We start from the raw sequence: 16,771 nt of genomic DNA on the forward strand, positions 1-16,771 counted from the left end.
AGGTTCTAAGGTTCTAAGGTTCTAAGGTTTTGAGGTGCAAAGGTTCTGAGTGACAAAGGTTCAAAGGTTTTGGTTTGCGCATAGAGTTACCACAAACTTGTCATTCCGAAGAATTGAGGAATCTCCGTTAGTTGCTACATAATCTTTGTCGAGTTACTCGTAGAGATTCTTCCTTCGTCAGAAAGACAAGTTTGAGGTTGTTTTGTGAGTAATTGATAACACATTACAAACATTGCCAACGGTTTCAACCGTTGGAGCGCAATGTATTATTTGGAATGCATTATCTCGTAATCGGTAGCCCATGGTTGAAACCTTGGGCTATGGTTATGTAGACAATCTTGTCATCCCGAAGAATTGAGGGATCTCCGTTAGTTGCTCCACAATCTAAGGAATAAGATGTATTAGTTACTTGCAGAGCTCCGCCTCACATACGTTCACATTATGGAAAACCTATATTACGTAGACGCACTGCGGTGCGTCTCTACAGAAAACCTTTCCGTCTTTGAACCTTTGTTTCTTAGCACCTCAGAGCCTTTGCACCTTTTCAAAACAATAATCGAGTACCGTTTCTATTTTAGCACTCGAAACAACCTTTTTAAAGCTTTCTTTTTCATGATTAAACTTAGGAGGAGTTAATTCCTTTTCGGCTGCTTTTTGGGTGTAATATTCCTCACGGGAAGGATGAAATGGAGCAACGCCATTAAAAGTTTCATTCCATGAGTCGGATGCTATAATTTTTAGGATAATACCAATACAATCGTCCTGATGAATAAAGTTGATAGGTGCATCGGGGTTCTCGACATTCTCTTTGCCAGCAAGAAATTTAATAGGATTTCGGTCTTCGCCAATTAAACCTCCAAAGCGCAGAACAGTAGTTTTAAAATTGGTATTGCTTTGCAAAAGAGTTTCAGCAATTATCAATTGTTTACCACTTTCGGTATCGGCATCAGGTTTTGTTTCTTCGGTTATTAATAAATTACTTTCCCCATAAACAGATGTCGAACTTATAAAAAGTACTTTCTCGATGGTTGATTTTTCGATAAACGGAATCAGGAAAGCGATTTTATCTACAAAACTTTCTGCGTTTTCGCCACGTAACTTGGGCGGAATGTCAATAATAAGAATGGTGCTTTCATTTAAAAAAGCTTCAATTTGTCCTGATGTACTTTTGCCGAAAGGCGGATTCTCTTCGTTATGATTGATATTTATTAAAAACGGATTAATTCCGGATTCTTTTAATATCGATATTTTTTCAGTTGAGGTTGTAGATCCGTTTACCAGAAAACCTTTTGTAATCATGGCTTTCGCCAAAGGTAATCCCAACCATCCACAACCTAAAATACTAATTTTTGTCATTTTGTTTTCTTGTAATCAGTGTGTATTTTCTCGATAAGAAAGTTTTATTCTTAGCGTTATTTCCTTTGTATCTCTGCGCCTTTGTGCCTTTGCACCTTAATTTAAGAAATCTAGAAAAAAACGAACTTTATCTTTTCCGTTTGCTCCAATGCGGTTATAAAAATTTATTGCTCTGGTGTTGAATGTCGGCGTTTGCCATTGTATGTTGATACAGTTTTTATCAATCGCAATTTGCTTAAGCTTTTCTATAATGGCTTCGCCAATTCCAAACCCGCGAGCGGAATCCTCAAGATACAAACAATCCATATACATAAAATCGGCGGCATCCCATGTAGAATAATCGAAAGTGTACGTTGCATAGCCAATAATCGCTGCATTTAATTCGACAATTAAGCAATATAATTTTGGATTGTCAGCAAACAAAGCAAGTTTTAATTTGTCTTCTTTCCCTTCAGAGGTAAAAGCCGCTTTCTCGTATTCGGCATGTTTCTGGCACAAATCGACTAGTTTTGTTAAGTCGTTTGTGTTGCAATCTCGTATTATAAATTCCATTGATGGTGAATTTCGGTTTGTAAAAATTCTATAAAATGATTAAAATAGTCCGGATATTCTTTACTTTCTCTAATAGCAATGAAATGTTTTCTTTTTAAGCCGTTTTTGCCAATTTTTACCGCTTTTAACGGGCTGTTTTTTAAATAAGGCAACAATGCCCATTTTGCCATCGACATAACGCCCATATCAGCTTTAATCATTTCGATAGAAGCTTCGGTAAGAGGCAACGGAGTTATTTTTCGGGGAGTTACTTTGGCAGGAACCAAAAGCATTTGATGAATTGTAACACTTTCTATCGGTAGCGAATGAATGATTAAATGTTCATTGATAAAATCTTCGGCTACGACATATTTTTTATTTGCCCAGGAATGATTTTCAGATACAACCATTACCATTTCATCCTGAAAAAGTTCGAGGTATTTTATTCTGTCATCTTTTATAATGTCGCTTACAATACCAATGTCTATTACATTATCAAGTAATTTCTGAACGGGTTGTTGCGTGGCTTCGGTTACAATTTTGAGTTCAATATTTGGATATACAAAGTGAAATTGCTTTAAAACGGAAGGCAACCAATGATAGCTGGAAAAACATTCGGTACTAATACGGATTTCTCCATACTCGCCAAAAACCATTTGTTTGATTTCTTGCTCAGTTTCTGATATTTTGTCCAGAATCTCATTAGAAATCCCATATAGTTTTTCACCAGCTTTAGTTAAAACCAGTTTTTTGTTTGCTCTCAGGAATATTTTAGTACCCAATTGATATTCTGCTTCCTTCAGTTGGTGGCTTAATGCCGATTGAGTGAGATGTAGTTTATCAATAGCCTTGGTAATACTTCCTTCCTCGACAATTGCTTTTATCAATCGTAAATGTCTTATTTCCATTTTTGAGCGTTGTTTACACAAAGGAACAAAAATTTATACTTGCATTTGCATGAAAAAAAGTAATGCAATACATGAATTCTTTTCGTTTTTATTACAGTTGTGGTTGCTCTAATTTTGGATTGTTAAATAACTAAAAACAATACTATAATGGAAGATCAAATTAAACATTATGAAAACAAACTAGCATTTGAAATGGATCCTTCAGATTTATTCGATGCTTTAAACGATGGTGAAAAAGTAGTTGCACTAGATGCCCGAAAAACTTTTGGGTTTGAAGCCGAGCATATACCAGGAGCAATTAATATCCCGCATCGCGAAATGACCATTGAAAGCACGAAACATCTGGATAAAGATATTTTATATGTAACCTACTGCGATGGGATTGGTTGCAACGCATCGACAAAAGGCGCTCTTGCTATGACCCGATTGGGATTTAAGGTAAAAGAATTAATGGGAGGAATTGAATGGTGGAAATTTGACGGTTATACTACCGAAGGCACAAATGGAAAGCAAACAGGATTGAAAATTGAATGTGCTTGTTAAGAATAGCCCTTCTGTTTTAGCCTTCTGGCACAAAAATAAGAAAGACACTATAATGCTTTGGCAAATAAATCTCTCGCAAAGACGCAAAGAAACCAAATGCAAGCTTTGCGACTTAGCGAGAAAATGATTCTCATAATTAATAAAAACACATTTCATTATAATGGAAAAAAGTCCAGATTATAAATTATTCCTCTGTTTAGCGACAGTTGGGATTGTATGGGGAACAACCTTTTTAGGAATCAGGGTTGCGGTGGAAACGATTCCGCCTTGGTTTGTAACCTCCATCCGACAAGGATTGGCGGGATTAATAGTAATGGTTATTTTACTATTTAAAAAAGAATTAAAATGGATTGGCTGGACAAATTTCAGACATCAGTTAATTCCATCTTTATTAATGATTGTTATTGCAAATGGGTTCACAACAATTGCCGAACAAACTTTACCAAGCGGACTCGCATCGATAATGAGCGCACTATCTCCCATACTTATTTTTGTTGGAAGCGTTTTTGTTGGATTGCAAAAAGCGAGTTTAAAAGGTTTTGTAGGTGTTATAATAGGATTTTCGGGAGTCGTTTTTATATTTAAAGACGGACTTGGAGCTTTTTTAGATTCTAATTACCAACACGGACTTATATTTATAAGCATGGCAATTTTTGGTTGGGCATCGGGAACGGTTTATACCAAAGCTCAAGCGCATAAATCGAATACAATTGCACTCAATTTATTTTACCAATTTGCAATTGCAACTTTGGTTCAGCTTGTTTTGGCTTTTATCTTTTCTCCTAATCCAGATATAAGTTCGTGGAGTTTAAGAAGCTTTTCTGCGGCTTTATATTTGTCAGTTTTTGGTTCTGTACTCGCATTCTTCTCTTACCATTATGCGATAAAGCGAGTAACGGCGGTTCAAATTTCTATTTTGTCTTATATCAATACTATAATCGCTGTATTCTTGGGTTGGTTGTTACTAGAAGAAGTAATTACGGTTGATTTTATCATTGCTACGGCATTGATTATTTTGGGAGTTTTTATCATCAATTATAAAAAGAAAGAAAAACCAATAACAATACATGAAGAATGTTTACTTGTAGTAAACAAAAATCCCAAACTATCAGTTTGATAATTTGGGATTTGTTTTTTGTGTAAACCTTGTATTATTGCGGTGTGATTGCAGTTGGTCTTAAGCTATCTTTTACAACTTTTAAACTGTCTTGAGCAACAGTTGTTGTTTCGGGAGTGTCTAAAACTACTTTCGAAGGTTTTATTTTTTCTTTAATTACAACAGCATCGTTTAATACAAAAGGAGTTGGCATCATCCAGGAAGCTCTTTTTTCGACCTTAAGTAATGGATTAGTCAATAAATCAAACGAACTTTCTATTAAAGTCATGTCGAAAACAGTTTTTGCATCAATACTAAATTGCATTACAAGCGGTTCATTGTTCACCACATAATAACTTAAAACTTTAGCGCCTTTTCGTTCCAGTTGGCTTCCTTTTTGTCCAAGAGGTGCTGTACCGTTTGCTTTAAAATTATTGAAAGCCATTTTTGGATCTCCAAAAATATCATAACGATTTACGTTTCTGTTAGGCGTAATTTTAATTTTTAAGAACCTTGTATTTCCTCTCACACTATCTTGTAGAAAAGCGATTGTAGGTTTTGCCAATGCTATTTTTGGAGCATCTGCGCTATAGGTAAACCCAGAGCTGTATTTGCTAAATAGCGGAAGGTTGTTTAAGGCAATAGCATCTTTTGGGGCTTGCCCTAAATATTTTTGAGTCCATTCGTCTAGGTTAACATCATAAGTTGTCCATTTAGACTTGTCCGTATCTGCATTATATACATACAACAAACTATTCGATTTTGCCTTACCATTTTCATATCCAGAAGTATAGCCGCCCCATGCAAAACATCCAATCGAAGCGATAAGAAAGAACAATGCCCAAATTCCTTTTCTTATAAATGTACCAAAAATAGGAAGTAATAACCCGAAAGTTAGTGCAGTAAGAATTGCACTTCCAAAAAGTACTTTTAATCCTAAACCTATTGGGAACATTTGGATAAAAGGCGCAATAATCAATAAAGCAGGAATGCTGAATAATAGACTAACGAATAAATTTACTCTTTGAGTAATTATATAAGCTGCAAATAAGATTAACCCAAAGTAAACAGGAATGATTAAAAATCCTGCACCTTTTAAACTATTTGCAAGTAAACCATTAATAACAATCCATAAAAATAAAGGAGCTACATAATGACTAATTGTAACTTTTGTATCAGAGAAACTATTGTAAAATGAAAAACAAATAGCGATTGTCAATAAGACAAAGGCAGAAATGTAAGCATGACCGTTATATGTAAAACCGTTTAGCAAGTCGTTATACTGCGGATAAATTTGTAATATTAATTTCCAGCCCAGGAAAGTAACAAGTCCGGCAACAATTATTGCACCAAGCAAAGGGATAAAACCTCTAAACATGTCACTAAATGTGATAATCCTTTTTGCTTTTCCTATAAAAATCAAGAATATAAAAAGACCCAATGCAATAAGAGTCATTGGTAAAACCCATGAAAAAGGATAATTTATAAACGTAAACGGAATGGTGAAATAAACAAAATCCTCAGTAGTTGGAGCATGATTTAAATCGCTGTTAGAGAAGTATTTTAGTAAAGGCATTAAGTAACTACCTTGGTGTGTTAGGCTAGTTTTGTTTAAATGAGCAAGATCATCTTGTTGCGTATGATAATTAAAATGGTCATCTATAAAAGCAAAATTAAAACCTTGAATATTACCTTGTTCTCTAAAAACAGTTAAATCAGTATCATTAGGTAACATCTTGTAAATGCTGTACATAAGCGAGTTCGATACAGGATAAGTAGTTTTAGCTTCGGCAAATTCTTTAACCATCTCAGCATTTCCGCTGTTAGTTTCCATTAGCATATAACTTGGTCCAGACGTACCACGAGCTTCAAAGTTTATAACCAATCCTACATCTTTGGCCCATTGGTGTTGTGTTACAAAAAGAGCAGCACCATTTAAACCTAATTCTTCGGCATCGGTAAAAAGGATAATAATATCATTTTTATGTTTTTCTTTACTGTACAAAAAGGCGCGAACACCTTCTAGAATCGTTGCAACACCCGATGCATCGTCGCTTGCACCATGCGAGAAAGAATGCGGAGCACTATCATAATGAGATAGTAATAACAACGCTTTGCTATTGTTAGACCCTTTTATGCGGGCCATAATATTTTTAGATTTTACCAGATTTCCCCAGTCACTCATTGTAAAACCTTCCTGAACAGAAGTTTCAAGACCTAGTTCCTTGAGTTCAGATTCGATATATTGAGCTACTACTTCATGATTTGCCGAACCGACATAATGAGGTTCCTGAGCAATTTCTTTAACGTGAGCCAAAGCTCTATCGGTTGAAAATTCGGCAAGAGCTTCTTCACCCTTAGAAACCCATTGTGGTTTAAGAGTGACATAAACAAAAGCTAGTACGGCAAGTATGCCTAGAATAGATAAGATGGAGGGAATGGTTTTTTTCATGTGGTATTTTTGGGGGGCTAGAGTTCTTTCTTAACAAGCAAAAAATAATCGTTTTCCAAAGAACGGTATCCTTGGTCATATAAAAAATAGTAGGTATTTCCGGTTTTAGTGTCCATAATATTGGTGAAAAAATCAAAATCAAAACCCTTACTAAGCATTTTATCTCTTGTAGCTTTTGATTTTCCGTCGGGATTTAACTCCAATAATATGCGATAGTTTTTGCGTAATTTATTATTTACGTTACGCATAAAATTAGTACTATCCTTGTTTATTTTATTATTATAGGCATTCCGACAACTGTCTGAGCAGAATTTTTTATCCTCTCGACCTACAATTTTTTCAGAGCATTCCAAGCATGTTTTCATGGATTCACTTTTTTATATTAAACAGCTCAATTACTTTGTTATGATGAGCGAGTCAATAGTTTTTATTTGTTAACATCGTTCCTGCTTTCGCCTTTATCTCTCCACTACGTTACGAGGATATCGGCTCTATCAGGGCTAATGAGGATAATTGTTTTTCTTACCAATCCCGATATTCTTATGGATTTAATTTCTTAATTTCATATAAATCATGTCGGCGGTCTTTTAAAATTCGCACGCTACCATGCTCATGAATATCTTTTAGCAAATCCAGATCCACATCTACAATCAATGTCATTTCCGTATTAGGAGTTGCCTCAGCTTTAATTCCGTTACTAGGAAAAGCAAAATCCGAAGGCGTAAAAACAGCTGCTTGCGCATATTGTATATCCATATTATTCACCTTTGGTAAATTACCAACACAACCTGCAATAGCAACATAGCATTCGTTTTCAATCGCTCTGGCTTGTGCACAATGTTTTACCCTAACATACGCATTTTGAGTATCAGTCAAGAACGGAACAAACAAGATATTCATACCCTCGTCAGACATAATTCTTGAAACCTCAGGAAATTCAACATCATAACAAATCAGGATTCCTATTTTGCCACAATCAGTATCAAAGGTTTTAATCTCCGAACCACCTTTCATTCCCCAATGTTGTACTTCGTTGGGAGTTATATGTATTTTGCTATACATTTCGGATGTTCCGTCACGTTTACACAAAAAACCAACATTATATAAATTACCGTTTTCCATATACGGCATACTACCCGTAATAATATTAATATTATAAGAAATAGCAAATTCCTGAAAACGCTTACGAATCGGGTCCGAATGTCTGGCTAATTCGCGTATTGCTTCGGCCTCAGATAAATGATTATAATCCGCCATAAGAGGCGCAATAAAGAGTTCAGGGAACAAAGCAAAATCACTTCCATAACCCGAAACTACATCTATAAAAAATTCCGATTGTTCAAAAAGAGCTTCTATATTATTAAGTTGGCGCATTTGCCATTGAATCAGTCCAAGTCGGATAATGCTTTTGTCGAGATTAATTAACTTCGGACTTTCATCATAATAAACATTATTCCATTCCAGAAGCACAGCAAATTCCATCGAAGCTTCGTCTCCTTCCAGATAATTTTTCATGATTCGGATAACGTGGAAATCATTACTTAACTGAAACGAAAGCACAGGATCATGTAGTTCTTTATGTTTTACTTTATCAATATAATTTTTCGGGCTTAATTTCTTGGCGTGTTGCGCGTAATTCGGGATTCGACCAGCAAAAACAATTGCTTTTAAGTTAAGTTGCTCGCATAATTCTTTTCTGGCATCATATAAACGTCTTCCTAAACGTAAACCACGATAATTAGGATGAATAAAAACATCAATCCCGTATAAGATTTCTCCGTTTTTATTATGCGTCGAAAATGTATAGTTTCCTACTACCTGGAGATAATTATGTTTTTTATCGACTAATTTTTCATCGACAATCAGCGATAATGCTGACCCTACCACTTTTCCATCTACAAGAATCACTAATTGACCTTCAGGAAAAATTTCGAGTAATTTCTCAATATGCTCTACCCTCCAATAAGAGTCGGCCATGGCAGGATAGGATTCTACCATAGAGTTTTTCAACTGTTTGTAGTCCTCAAATTCTAAATTCCGTAATTCTACTTTATTAATTTTGGCCTGCATAATGTGAGATTTTCCTCAAATATAATGAATTATTCCCATTTACAAACGTTTACAAGTAGTTACAACCGAAAGTAAATAGTTATCAACCGATTAACGATACCTACTTGTCGCAACTTTGCCTTGTTGATTTGAGAGACATGTCAATATAAAATATTTAAAACATACACGCCATGAGTACATTAAGAAACAAAGTACAGTTAGTAGGAAACGTAGGAAACGATCCAGAAATTAAAAACCTAGAAGGAGGTAAAAAGTTAGCCAATTTAGTAATTGCTACAAATGAAAGATACACTAACGATAAAGGGGAGAAAGTAGAGCAAACCGAATGGCATCGTCTTATTGCCTGGGGTAAGACTGCCGAGATTATCGAGAAATATGTTGTTAAGGGAAAAGAAATTGCTATTGAAGGAAAATTAACCCACAGAAGCTACGATGATAAAAATGGAGAGAAACGTTTTATAACCGAAGTCGTTATAAACGAACTACTTTTATTAGGAAACAAATAGATTACCCATTTATTACTTTAAAGTCCCATGAAACGATTTTCATGGGACTTTTTTTAGCTCTAAATTCTGTTTATCATTTCAGAAAACTTTTTAAACAAAATACTACATCAAATACTACATCTATGACTTTTTTAGAGACAAATTTTAATCATTTCTTTCCATTTACCTGAAAAAAGAGAAAACCACTAATCTGGGATAAATCGTACATATAAAATAAGGATTATAGTTTACATAGCGATTAATTCGCTTTTATTAAGGTTTCATATTTAAAAATGAAACGAAAAAAGCAATTTTTTTGACGTTCCATTTTATAAAATGAAACGAAGGATAGCTCATCTTAGACATGTTGCTCTTTTTTAATATTTAATTTTGATTGCCTTATGATAATTTTAAGAAAATTCTTGTTTCAGATTTTTCAATGAATTGCAAACTAGTAATGTACGTTTTTGGTTTTATTATTTAGGTATCTAACGATAGATGTAATAGTAAACAGGATTTTACAAAAGCTTAAATGCGATGAATGAGAAATCAAAATCAAGAATTAATAATCAAAATAGTAGTAGGCCTTATTTAAGCATATACAAGTTTATTTATATACGCTTTTATGTAACCAATTTTTACTAAGGTTACAAAACGATGATATTAAAGAAGTAAAATAAATGTTGAACATATTTATCCCTTAAGTGACTTGTTAAATAGGGCTTAGGTTCACATTTTTAGTATTTATAAAGCAACAAGGATTATTAACAAATTTTATTATTATTATGAAACAATTATTTAACAAGTGTGGATTAAAAGGCGCAATATTAGTTTTTGCGGCAGGATGTCTTGCAGTTCCCCAGCTGGAAGCCCAAAACAGTAAAAAACCGAATATCCTCGTTATTTGGGGAGACGATATTGGTATTAGCAACATCAGTGCGTATAGCAACGGGTTAATGGGATATAGAACTCCTAATATTGATCGTATTGCAAAAGAAGGAGAACTTTTTCTTCAATATTATGGAGAACAAAGTTGTACTGCCGGTCGTGCAGCATTCTTAACGGGACAACATGGTATTCGTACCGGATTAACCAAAGTAGGTTATCCAGGAGCACCAATGGGTATGAGTCAACTTGATCCATCTATTGGAGGAATCATGAAAAATTTAGGATACGCTACAGGGCAATTTGGTAAAAATCACGTTGGGGATCGTAACGAGAACCTACCAACAGTAAATGGTTTTGACGAGTTTTTTGGAAATCTGTATCACTTAAATGCTGAAGAAGAACCAGAATTGCCGGATTATCCTAAAGACCCGGCATATTTAGCAAAATTTGGACCTAGAGGTGTTTTAAAATGTACAGCTACAAATTCCGATGATGGCACTGTTGACCCACGCTTTGGAAAAATTGGAAAACAAAGAATCGAAGACACAGGACCACTTACTAAAAAAAGAATGGAAACTGTAGATGACGAAACATCTGCTGCTGCAATTGATTTTATAAAAAGACAAAATGCAGCGGGCAAGCCATTTTTTGTTTGGTGGAATGGTACACGTATGCATTTACGTACACACGTAAGACCAGAACATAGAGGTAAATATACGCATGGAGATAGTGAGTATAATGATGGTATGATCGAACATGACATGACTGTTGGAGAACTTTTAAAAGCGTTGGATGATTTAGGAATTGCCGATAATACAATTGTGATGTACTCTACAGATAATGGACCTCACATGAATTCATGGCCAGATGCAGCAATGACACCATTTCGTTCTGAGAAAAATACCAATTGGGAAGGGGCTTTTAGAGTTCCATGTATGATACGTTGGCCAGGCGTTATCAAGCCAGGGACTGTAAGTAATGAAATTGTATCTCATAATGATTGGATGCCAACATTTGCTTCAATTGCAGGTGAGCCAGATTTAACAAAAAAAGCTTTAACTGGATATAGTGCCAATGGTAAAAACTATAAAGTGCATTTAGATGGATTTGATCAGTCGGCTTATTTGAGAGGAACTACACCTAAAAGTGCCAGAGACAAATTCTTTTACTCTGATGATGACGGATTATTGGTAGGACTGCGTCAGGGGGATTATAAGTTTGTTTATGCTGAGCAACGTATGATAGGAACAATGGGGGTGTGGGCAGAACCATTTACCAAATTGCGTTTGCAAAAAATATTCAATTTATATCAAGATCCATATGAAAGAGCCGATTTTACTTCTAACACCTATTGGGATTGGATTTTGAATCATGTTCAATTGGCATATGGGAATATTGCAGAAGTTGTAACATTTGCTGAAACTTTTGAGCAATTCCCTCCTCGTTCTATACCACCAAGTTTCTCTGCGGCAACTATTATGGAAGAAGTATTACAGGATATCAAATTGAAAAAATCGATACAAAAAGACACGCAAGCTGCAAAGAAAAAATAGTATAAAGAGAGATTGGGTCTATAACGACCCAATCTTTTATAAACGTAATACCCCAGATTATGTATAAAAAAATATATGTATTACCCTTATTCTTATTCCTACTAGTTTCTTGTAAGAACAAAACAGAAGATGCAACTGCGGTTGGGACTTCGGATAAAACAGAAGCAGTTGCAACAAGTGGTGATCCGTTACCAAGTTGGAATGATGGAAAACTAAAAAAAGACATCATAGCTTATGTTGAGAAAGTAACTAAGGAAGGAAGTCCCGACTTTATTCCTGTTGAAAGCAGAATTGCAACTTTTGATAATGATGGAACACTTTGGGCTGAAAAGCCATATGTTCAGGAATTGTTTGCTTTTTACCGTGTTAAAAAAATGGTAGAGGCAAAACCAGAATTGGCTAAAGTGCAACCATTCAAAGCTGTTGTTGAAAAAGACAAAGATTTTTTCGCAAAAGGAGGGGATAAAGCACTTATAGAACTGGTTGCTGCAACCCATACGGGTATGACCGAAGACCAATTTGAGAGTTCTGTTAAGGAATTTTTTGCTGGAGCAACTTATCCAGGGAAAAATGTTCCGTTGAAACAAATTCGCTATCAACCACAATTGGAATTATTGAACTATTTACGTGCTAATGGTTTCAAAACATTTATTGTTACAGGTGGAACTATAGAATTGGTTCGTGCAATCTCAGCCGATTTTTATGGAATCCCTAAAGAACAAGTTGTAGGTACTTCTTTCAAATACAAATTTGATGCTGCAACTGGTAATATCACTCGTGAACCAGCTCTTGATTTATTAAATGATAAAGAAGGAAAACCAGTCGGAATTCAATTGCATATCGGGCAACGACCTGTATTTGCTTGTGGTAACGAAGGTGGCGCTGGAGATATCGCAATGCTGAAATATACCCAAGGTAACAAATACCCATCTTTTCAATTATTAGTAAATCACAATGATTCGATAAGAGAATTTAGTTATCAGGAAAAAGATAATGCATCATTGAATGCTGCTGCAAAAAACAACTGGCATGTGGTAAACATGAAAGAAGACTGGAAAAAGGTTTTTGCAGATAAATAATTTTATTGGTTTTGGTTAGGTTTTAAAGCGATACAGCTTTTTTGTTTGTTTAAAAGCTGTATCCTTTAATTAGTACAATTAAGAACATTTTAAAATCATATATATGAAACGTTTTACCCCATTTCTAAAACTTAAATCAGCATTTATTGTAATAGTAATTTCTTTAACTCATTTTACAGCAAATGCTCAGGAAGAAAAAGCAGGTGCAAGCGCACAAGAACTTGCAGATAAATTGGCAAATCCAGTTGCGAGTCTTATAAGTGTTCCATTGCAAAATAATCTTAATTATGGTATTGGTCCTTATAATGGATCTAAATATACAGTTAACGTACAACCGGTAATTCCTTTTAAATTAAGTGATAATCTAAATTTAATTACCCGTTATATAGTTCCAATTGTAGATCAAAGAGATATTACAGGTGAAAATACACATCAATTTGGATTAAGTGATGCAACTGTAACCGCTTTTTTTGCACCCAAAAGTGAGAAGATTATATGGGGAGTTGGTCCAGCATTTTTAGTTCCAACCGCAACCGATAAGTTTTTAGGAACGGAGAAATTCGGGGTAGGACCTAGTGTATTAATCATGCATCAGGGAAAAGGACTTTCGGTAGGTTTTCTTGCCAACCAAATATGGTCGGTAGCAGGAAATGAAGACCGCGCCGATTTTAATGAATTCTATATACAAGCGTTCCTTTCTCATAGTTTTAAAAGTGGTGCCAGTTTAGGCGCAAATGTAGAAGTAACCCAAAACTGGGAAGGAAAAACAACAACAATATCTTTCAACCCTTCGATAGGAGCGGTAACAAAATTAGGAAGTCAAGTCGTTCAATTTGCCTTAATGCCATTAATCCCAATAGATGGACCATCAGAATCTAAACCAGATTGGGGACTAAGAGCAGTATTGGCTTTTGTTTTTCCAGGTTCATAAAATCACTTTTAATTTTAAAAAATACTCACATGAAAAAAGGACTTCTTATATTAGTTATTGGTTTTTTATTTATTAGTTGCAAAAAAGAGGCATCAACTTCAGATGCTACAACGGCGACTACCGAAATTAGCACAGTTCCTACAGACCAAGATATTGTAGATGCTTATACTTATTTGTACGGAAGATATTTGGTGATTCAACAAGAGAATCATGACATTAATGTCGAGAAAGTAGGATACAATAAAATTAAATATAACCCACTGGGAACGGCTCAATTTGTAAATCCAAATCTTGATGTAGCTTATCTGGAAGCTTGGCTTGCTGTAGATGCAGATCATGCCGTAATCCTGAATGTTCCTAAAATTGAGGGACGTTATTATACCGCAGAATTATTAAACGGATGGGGAGAGGTAATTGTAAATATCAACAATCGCAATTATCCTAAAACTCCTTACGGGAAATTTGCTCTAGTTTTAAAAGGGACAAATCCTACCATTCCTGCCGATGCTGTAAAAATTGAATTGCCATCTGAAAAGACAAAAATGCTAGCTAGAGTAGAATTGAAAGGAACGCCAGATATAGCACAAAAACTGCAAAGGCAATTTACACTTACTGTACCCGAAGGAATTAAAATTACACCACCAGTTACCATTCCTGATTTTACTCCTAAAGCACCAATAGGAGGTGAAATATTTGATAAAGTCGAAGAAGTTATTGCTTCATATCCAGATGTAATGCCCAAAGCGAAAGAATATCAGGATAAAGCAATTTCGATTGAGCAATATCGTAAAACTGATGATAAGGCAAAAGCACGTGTTGATGAAATAATAAAAACAAAAGCGATTCCAGGATTTTTAGAAGGAGCAAAAGGCTTCGGAACTCAAAAAGGAGGATGGTCAGTATCGTACGTTGCAGGTAATTTTGGCAATGATATCTTGGCTCGCGATATTATTAATTATGGAGGTTTATGGGCAAACCGTAAAGAAGAAGCCGTTTATTTTATCGGATTAATAGATAGTAAAGGTCAACCTTTAACAGGTGATAAAGTATATGAAATAAGATTTCCAAAAGATGCGTTGCCAGAGACTGCAGTTGACGGATTTTGGTCGACAACGGTATATAGTGTACCTGATTACAGAGTGGTTGATAATAAATTAAAACGCTATAACCTGAATAATGTTTCCGGTTTAAAGAAAAATCCTGACGGTTCCTTAAGTATTTGGCTGGCTTCTTCATTACCAAAAGGAGCAATCGAAAGTAACTGGTTACCAACACCAGCAGGAAAAGGTTTTTCACTCAACTTTCGTACATACGTTCCTAAGAAATCGGTACAGGAAGGAAAATGGTTTCCTGCTCCAATAGAACAAATAAAATAATTATCCTGTACAAAAATATAAATCATGAAAAATAAAAGCCTTGTTATTCTAGCAGTTTCTTTGTCAATTTTGACTATCGGATGCGAAAAAAAGACAACACTAAATGCTGCATCCACAACAATTTCGCCATCTGGAACAGAAATAAAAATGGATGGAGAATTACCTTCAAAAGAATCAATTCCCGCATTGTTTGACGAGATGGATTTTCAGCAGGCAACGCAATGTTATCTATGGGGATTGCCTATTGTGGCTTTCGCCGAATGGCAGCATATTCAGTATAAAACATTTAATGCAACGAGCAATGATCTTATTTTTTATAATACATACAATGATCGCTTAGGAATTCTAACAGGAAATGCGACAACACCCTATATAATATCATTTATTGATCTTGCTAAAAATGGACCAACAGTTATCGAAATGCCTGCAGGACATACAGCTGGAGGATTGGGTGATTTTTGGCAGCGCGAGCAGGCCGTAATTGGAGAAATGGGACCCGACAAAGGAAAAGGTGGAAAATATATTCTTGTTCCGCCAACAATGAAAGATTTTAAACCAGCTGGATATTTTATAGTTCCATGTAATACTGTTAATATGTTTTTTGGTTTTAGGGCTCTAGATCCAGATCCTAAAACGACTGAAACTTTAGTAAAACAAGTAAAAATATATCCTTATGCACAACGAGCAAACCCAACGCTGACAAAAGTAGTTAGTCCACCCGCAGGTAAAAAATGGTACGGAATTCAACCAACTGGAATTGCTTATTGGGAACGCCTTCATTCTATCTTACAAGAAGAACCAGTAGAAGAACGTGATCGTTTCTTTATGGCGTGGCTTAAAAATTTAGGAATCGAAAAAGGAAAACAATTTGCTCCAGATGAACGTCAGAAGAAAATTTTAATTGCTGCTGCCGAAAAAGGTCAGCAAATGGCCATGGCAAATTCCTTCAGTAAACGATTTAAGGACGTAAAACACTGGCCAGATAAAAAATGGGATTATGTTATGATTATTAAAGATCCGTCTCAGCATGCAGATAATTATGATGAATTTTTTGAAAGAACATCTTATTTCTATGAAGCTGTTACGTATTCAAAAGCTATGATTACCAAAATGCCAAATGTAGGCCAGGCGTATTTAGGGTCTTATTTTGATAATAATGGAAACTGGTTAGACGGAGGTAAAAATTACACTCTGAATGTTCCTGCAGATCCACCAGCAGTTAATTTCTGGTCGATTACAATTTACGATTCTGCAACAAGATGTCTGATCGATAATCCTCAAAAAAATGCTGACTTATCTTCCCGTAAGGATTTAATAAAAAATACTGATGGATCTATCGATCTGTATTTTGGACCAAAAGCGCCAGCAGGAAAAGAAAAAAACTGGGTGCAAACTTTACCAGGTAAACACTGGTTTACTTATATGCGTTTTTACGGACCAACAGCCGCTTATTTTGATAAAAGCTGGAAAATGGATGATATTAAAGAAGTGAAATGAAAATAA

At 35.2% G+C, this 16,771-nt stretch carries 14 protein-coding genes; 8 read left to right on the plus strand and 6 right to left on the minus strand.

Annotated features, from left to right (window positions below; translation table 11 throughout):
* Positions 1-525: 525 nt before the first annotated feature.
* The 3 genes from B8T70_RS02145 to B8T70_RS02155 form a co-directional block, all read right to left on the minus strand.
* Complete coding sequence (locus B8T70_RS02145; RefSeq protein WP_086893747.1) at positions 526-1,356, minus strand: NAD(P)-dependent oxidoreductase; 831 nt, start codon at positions 1,354-1,356, stop codon at positions 526-528.
* Positions 1,357-1,452: 96 nt separating this feature from the next.
* A complete protein-coding gene (locus tag B8T70_RS02150) occupies positions 1,453-1,908 on the minus strand; it encodes a GNAT family N-acetyltransferase (protein WP_086893748.1) in 456 nt (151 codons plus the stop codon).
* The gene (locus B8T70_RS02155) at positions 1,896-2,795 is read right to left on the minus strand and encodes a LysR family transcriptional regulator (protein WP_086893749.1); all 900 of its coding nucleotides are present in this window, start codon (positions 2,793-2,795) and stop codon (positions 1,896-1,898) included. The genes B8T70_RS02150 and B8T70_RS02155 overlap by 13 nt, the downstream gene beginning before the upstream one ends.
* 147 nt (positions 2,796-2,942) lie before the next feature.
* On the opposite strand from B8T70_RS02155, the gene B8T70_RS02160 reads away from it, so the two are divergent.
* Positions 2,943-3,338 (plus strand): rhodanese-like domain-containing protein, encoded by a 396-nt coding sequence (locus B8T70_RS02160; protein WP_086893750.1) that lies wholly within the window; start codon positions 2,943-2,945, stop codon positions 3,336-3,338.
* Positions 3,339-3,498: 160 nt separating this feature from the next.
* Positions 3,499-4,455 (plus strand): DMT family transporter, encoded by a 957-nt coding sequence (locus B8T70_RS02165; RefSeq protein WP_086893751.1) that lies wholly within the window; start codon positions 3,499-3,501, stop codon positions 4,453-4,455.
* 34 nt (positions 4,456-4,489) lie between these two features.
* Here B8T70_RS02165 and B8T70_RS02170 read toward each other — a convergent pair whose 3' ends face one another.
* The 3 genes from B8T70_RS02170 to B8T70_RS02180 form a co-directional block, all read right to left on the minus strand.
* The gene (locus B8T70_RS02170; protein WP_086893752.1) at positions 4,490-6,886 is read right to left on the minus strand and encodes a M20/M25/M40 family metallo-hydrolase; all 2,397 of its coding nucleotides are present in this window, start codon (positions 6,884-6,886) and stop codon (positions 4,490-4,492) included.
* Between the two features lie 17 nt (positions 6,887-6,903).
* Positions 6,904-7,251: a hypothetical protein gene (locus B8T70_RS02175; protein ID WP_039113547.1), complete on the minus strand. Its 348-nt coding sequence runs from the start codon at positions 7,249-7,251 to the stop codon at positions 6,904-6,906.
* Positions 7,252-7,426: 175 nt separating this feature from the next.
* A complete protein-coding gene (locus B8T70_RS02180; protein WP_039113549.1) occupies positions 7,427-8,956 on the minus strand; it encodes a bifunctional GNAT family N-acetyltransferase/carbon-nitrogen hydrolase family protein in 1,530 nt (509 codons plus the stop codon).
* A 170-nt stretch (positions 8,957-9,126) separates the two neighbouring features.
* On the opposite strand from B8T70_RS02180, the gene B8T70_RS02185 reads away from it, so the two are divergent.
* The 6 genes from B8T70_RS02185 to B8T70_RS02210 all read left to right on the plus strand — a co-directional run bounded on the left by B8T70_RS02185 (position 9,127) and on the right by B8T70_RS02210 (position 16,765).
* Positions 9,127-9,462 (plus strand): single-stranded DNA-binding protein, encoded by a 336-nt coding sequence (locus B8T70_RS02185; protein ID WP_086893753.1) that lies wholly within the window; start codon positions 9,127-9,129, stop codon positions 9,460-9,462.
* Between the two features lie 764 nt (positions 9,463-10,226).
* Positions 10,227-11,882 (plus strand): arylsulfatase, encoded by a 1,656-nt coding sequence (locus B8T70_RS02190; RefSeq protein WP_039118648.1) that lies wholly within the window; start codon positions 10,227-10,229, stop codon positions 11,880-11,882.
* A 59-nt stretch (positions 11,883-11,941) separates the two neighbouring features.
* Entirely contained in the window at positions 11,942-12,961 is a 1,020-nt protein-coding gene (locus B8T70_RS02195) for an HAD family phosphatase (RefSeq protein ID WP_086893754.1), read from the plus strand.
* Positions 12,962-13,064: 103 nt separating this feature from the next.
* On the plus strand, positions 13,065-13,892 hold the full coding sequence (locus B8T70_RS02200; protein WP_039113555.1) for a transporter: 828 nt from the start codon (positions 13,065-13,067) through the stop codon (positions 13,890-13,892).
* A gap of 29 nt (positions 13,893-13,921) precedes the next feature.
* Positions 13,922-15,268, plus strand: coding sequence for a DUF1214 domain-containing protein (locus tag B8T70_RS02205; protein WP_086893755.1), 1,347 nt, complete (start codon positions 13,922-13,924; stop codon positions 15,266-15,268).
* A 24-nt stretch (positions 15,269-15,292) separates the two neighbouring features.
* The gene (locus B8T70_RS02210) at positions 15,293-16,765 is read left to right on the plus strand and encodes a DUF1254 domain-containing protein (protein WP_086893756.1); all 1,473 of its coding nucleotides are present in this window, start codon (positions 15,293-15,295) and stop codon (positions 16,763-16,765) included.
* Positions 16,766-16,771: the final 6 nt, after the last annotated feature.

Origin of the sequence: Flavobacterium sp. AJR (assembly GCF_002156885.1) — a bacterium.
Classification (GTDB): Bacteria; Bacteroidota; Bacteroidia; order Flavobacteriales; family Flavobacteriaceae; genus Flavobacterium.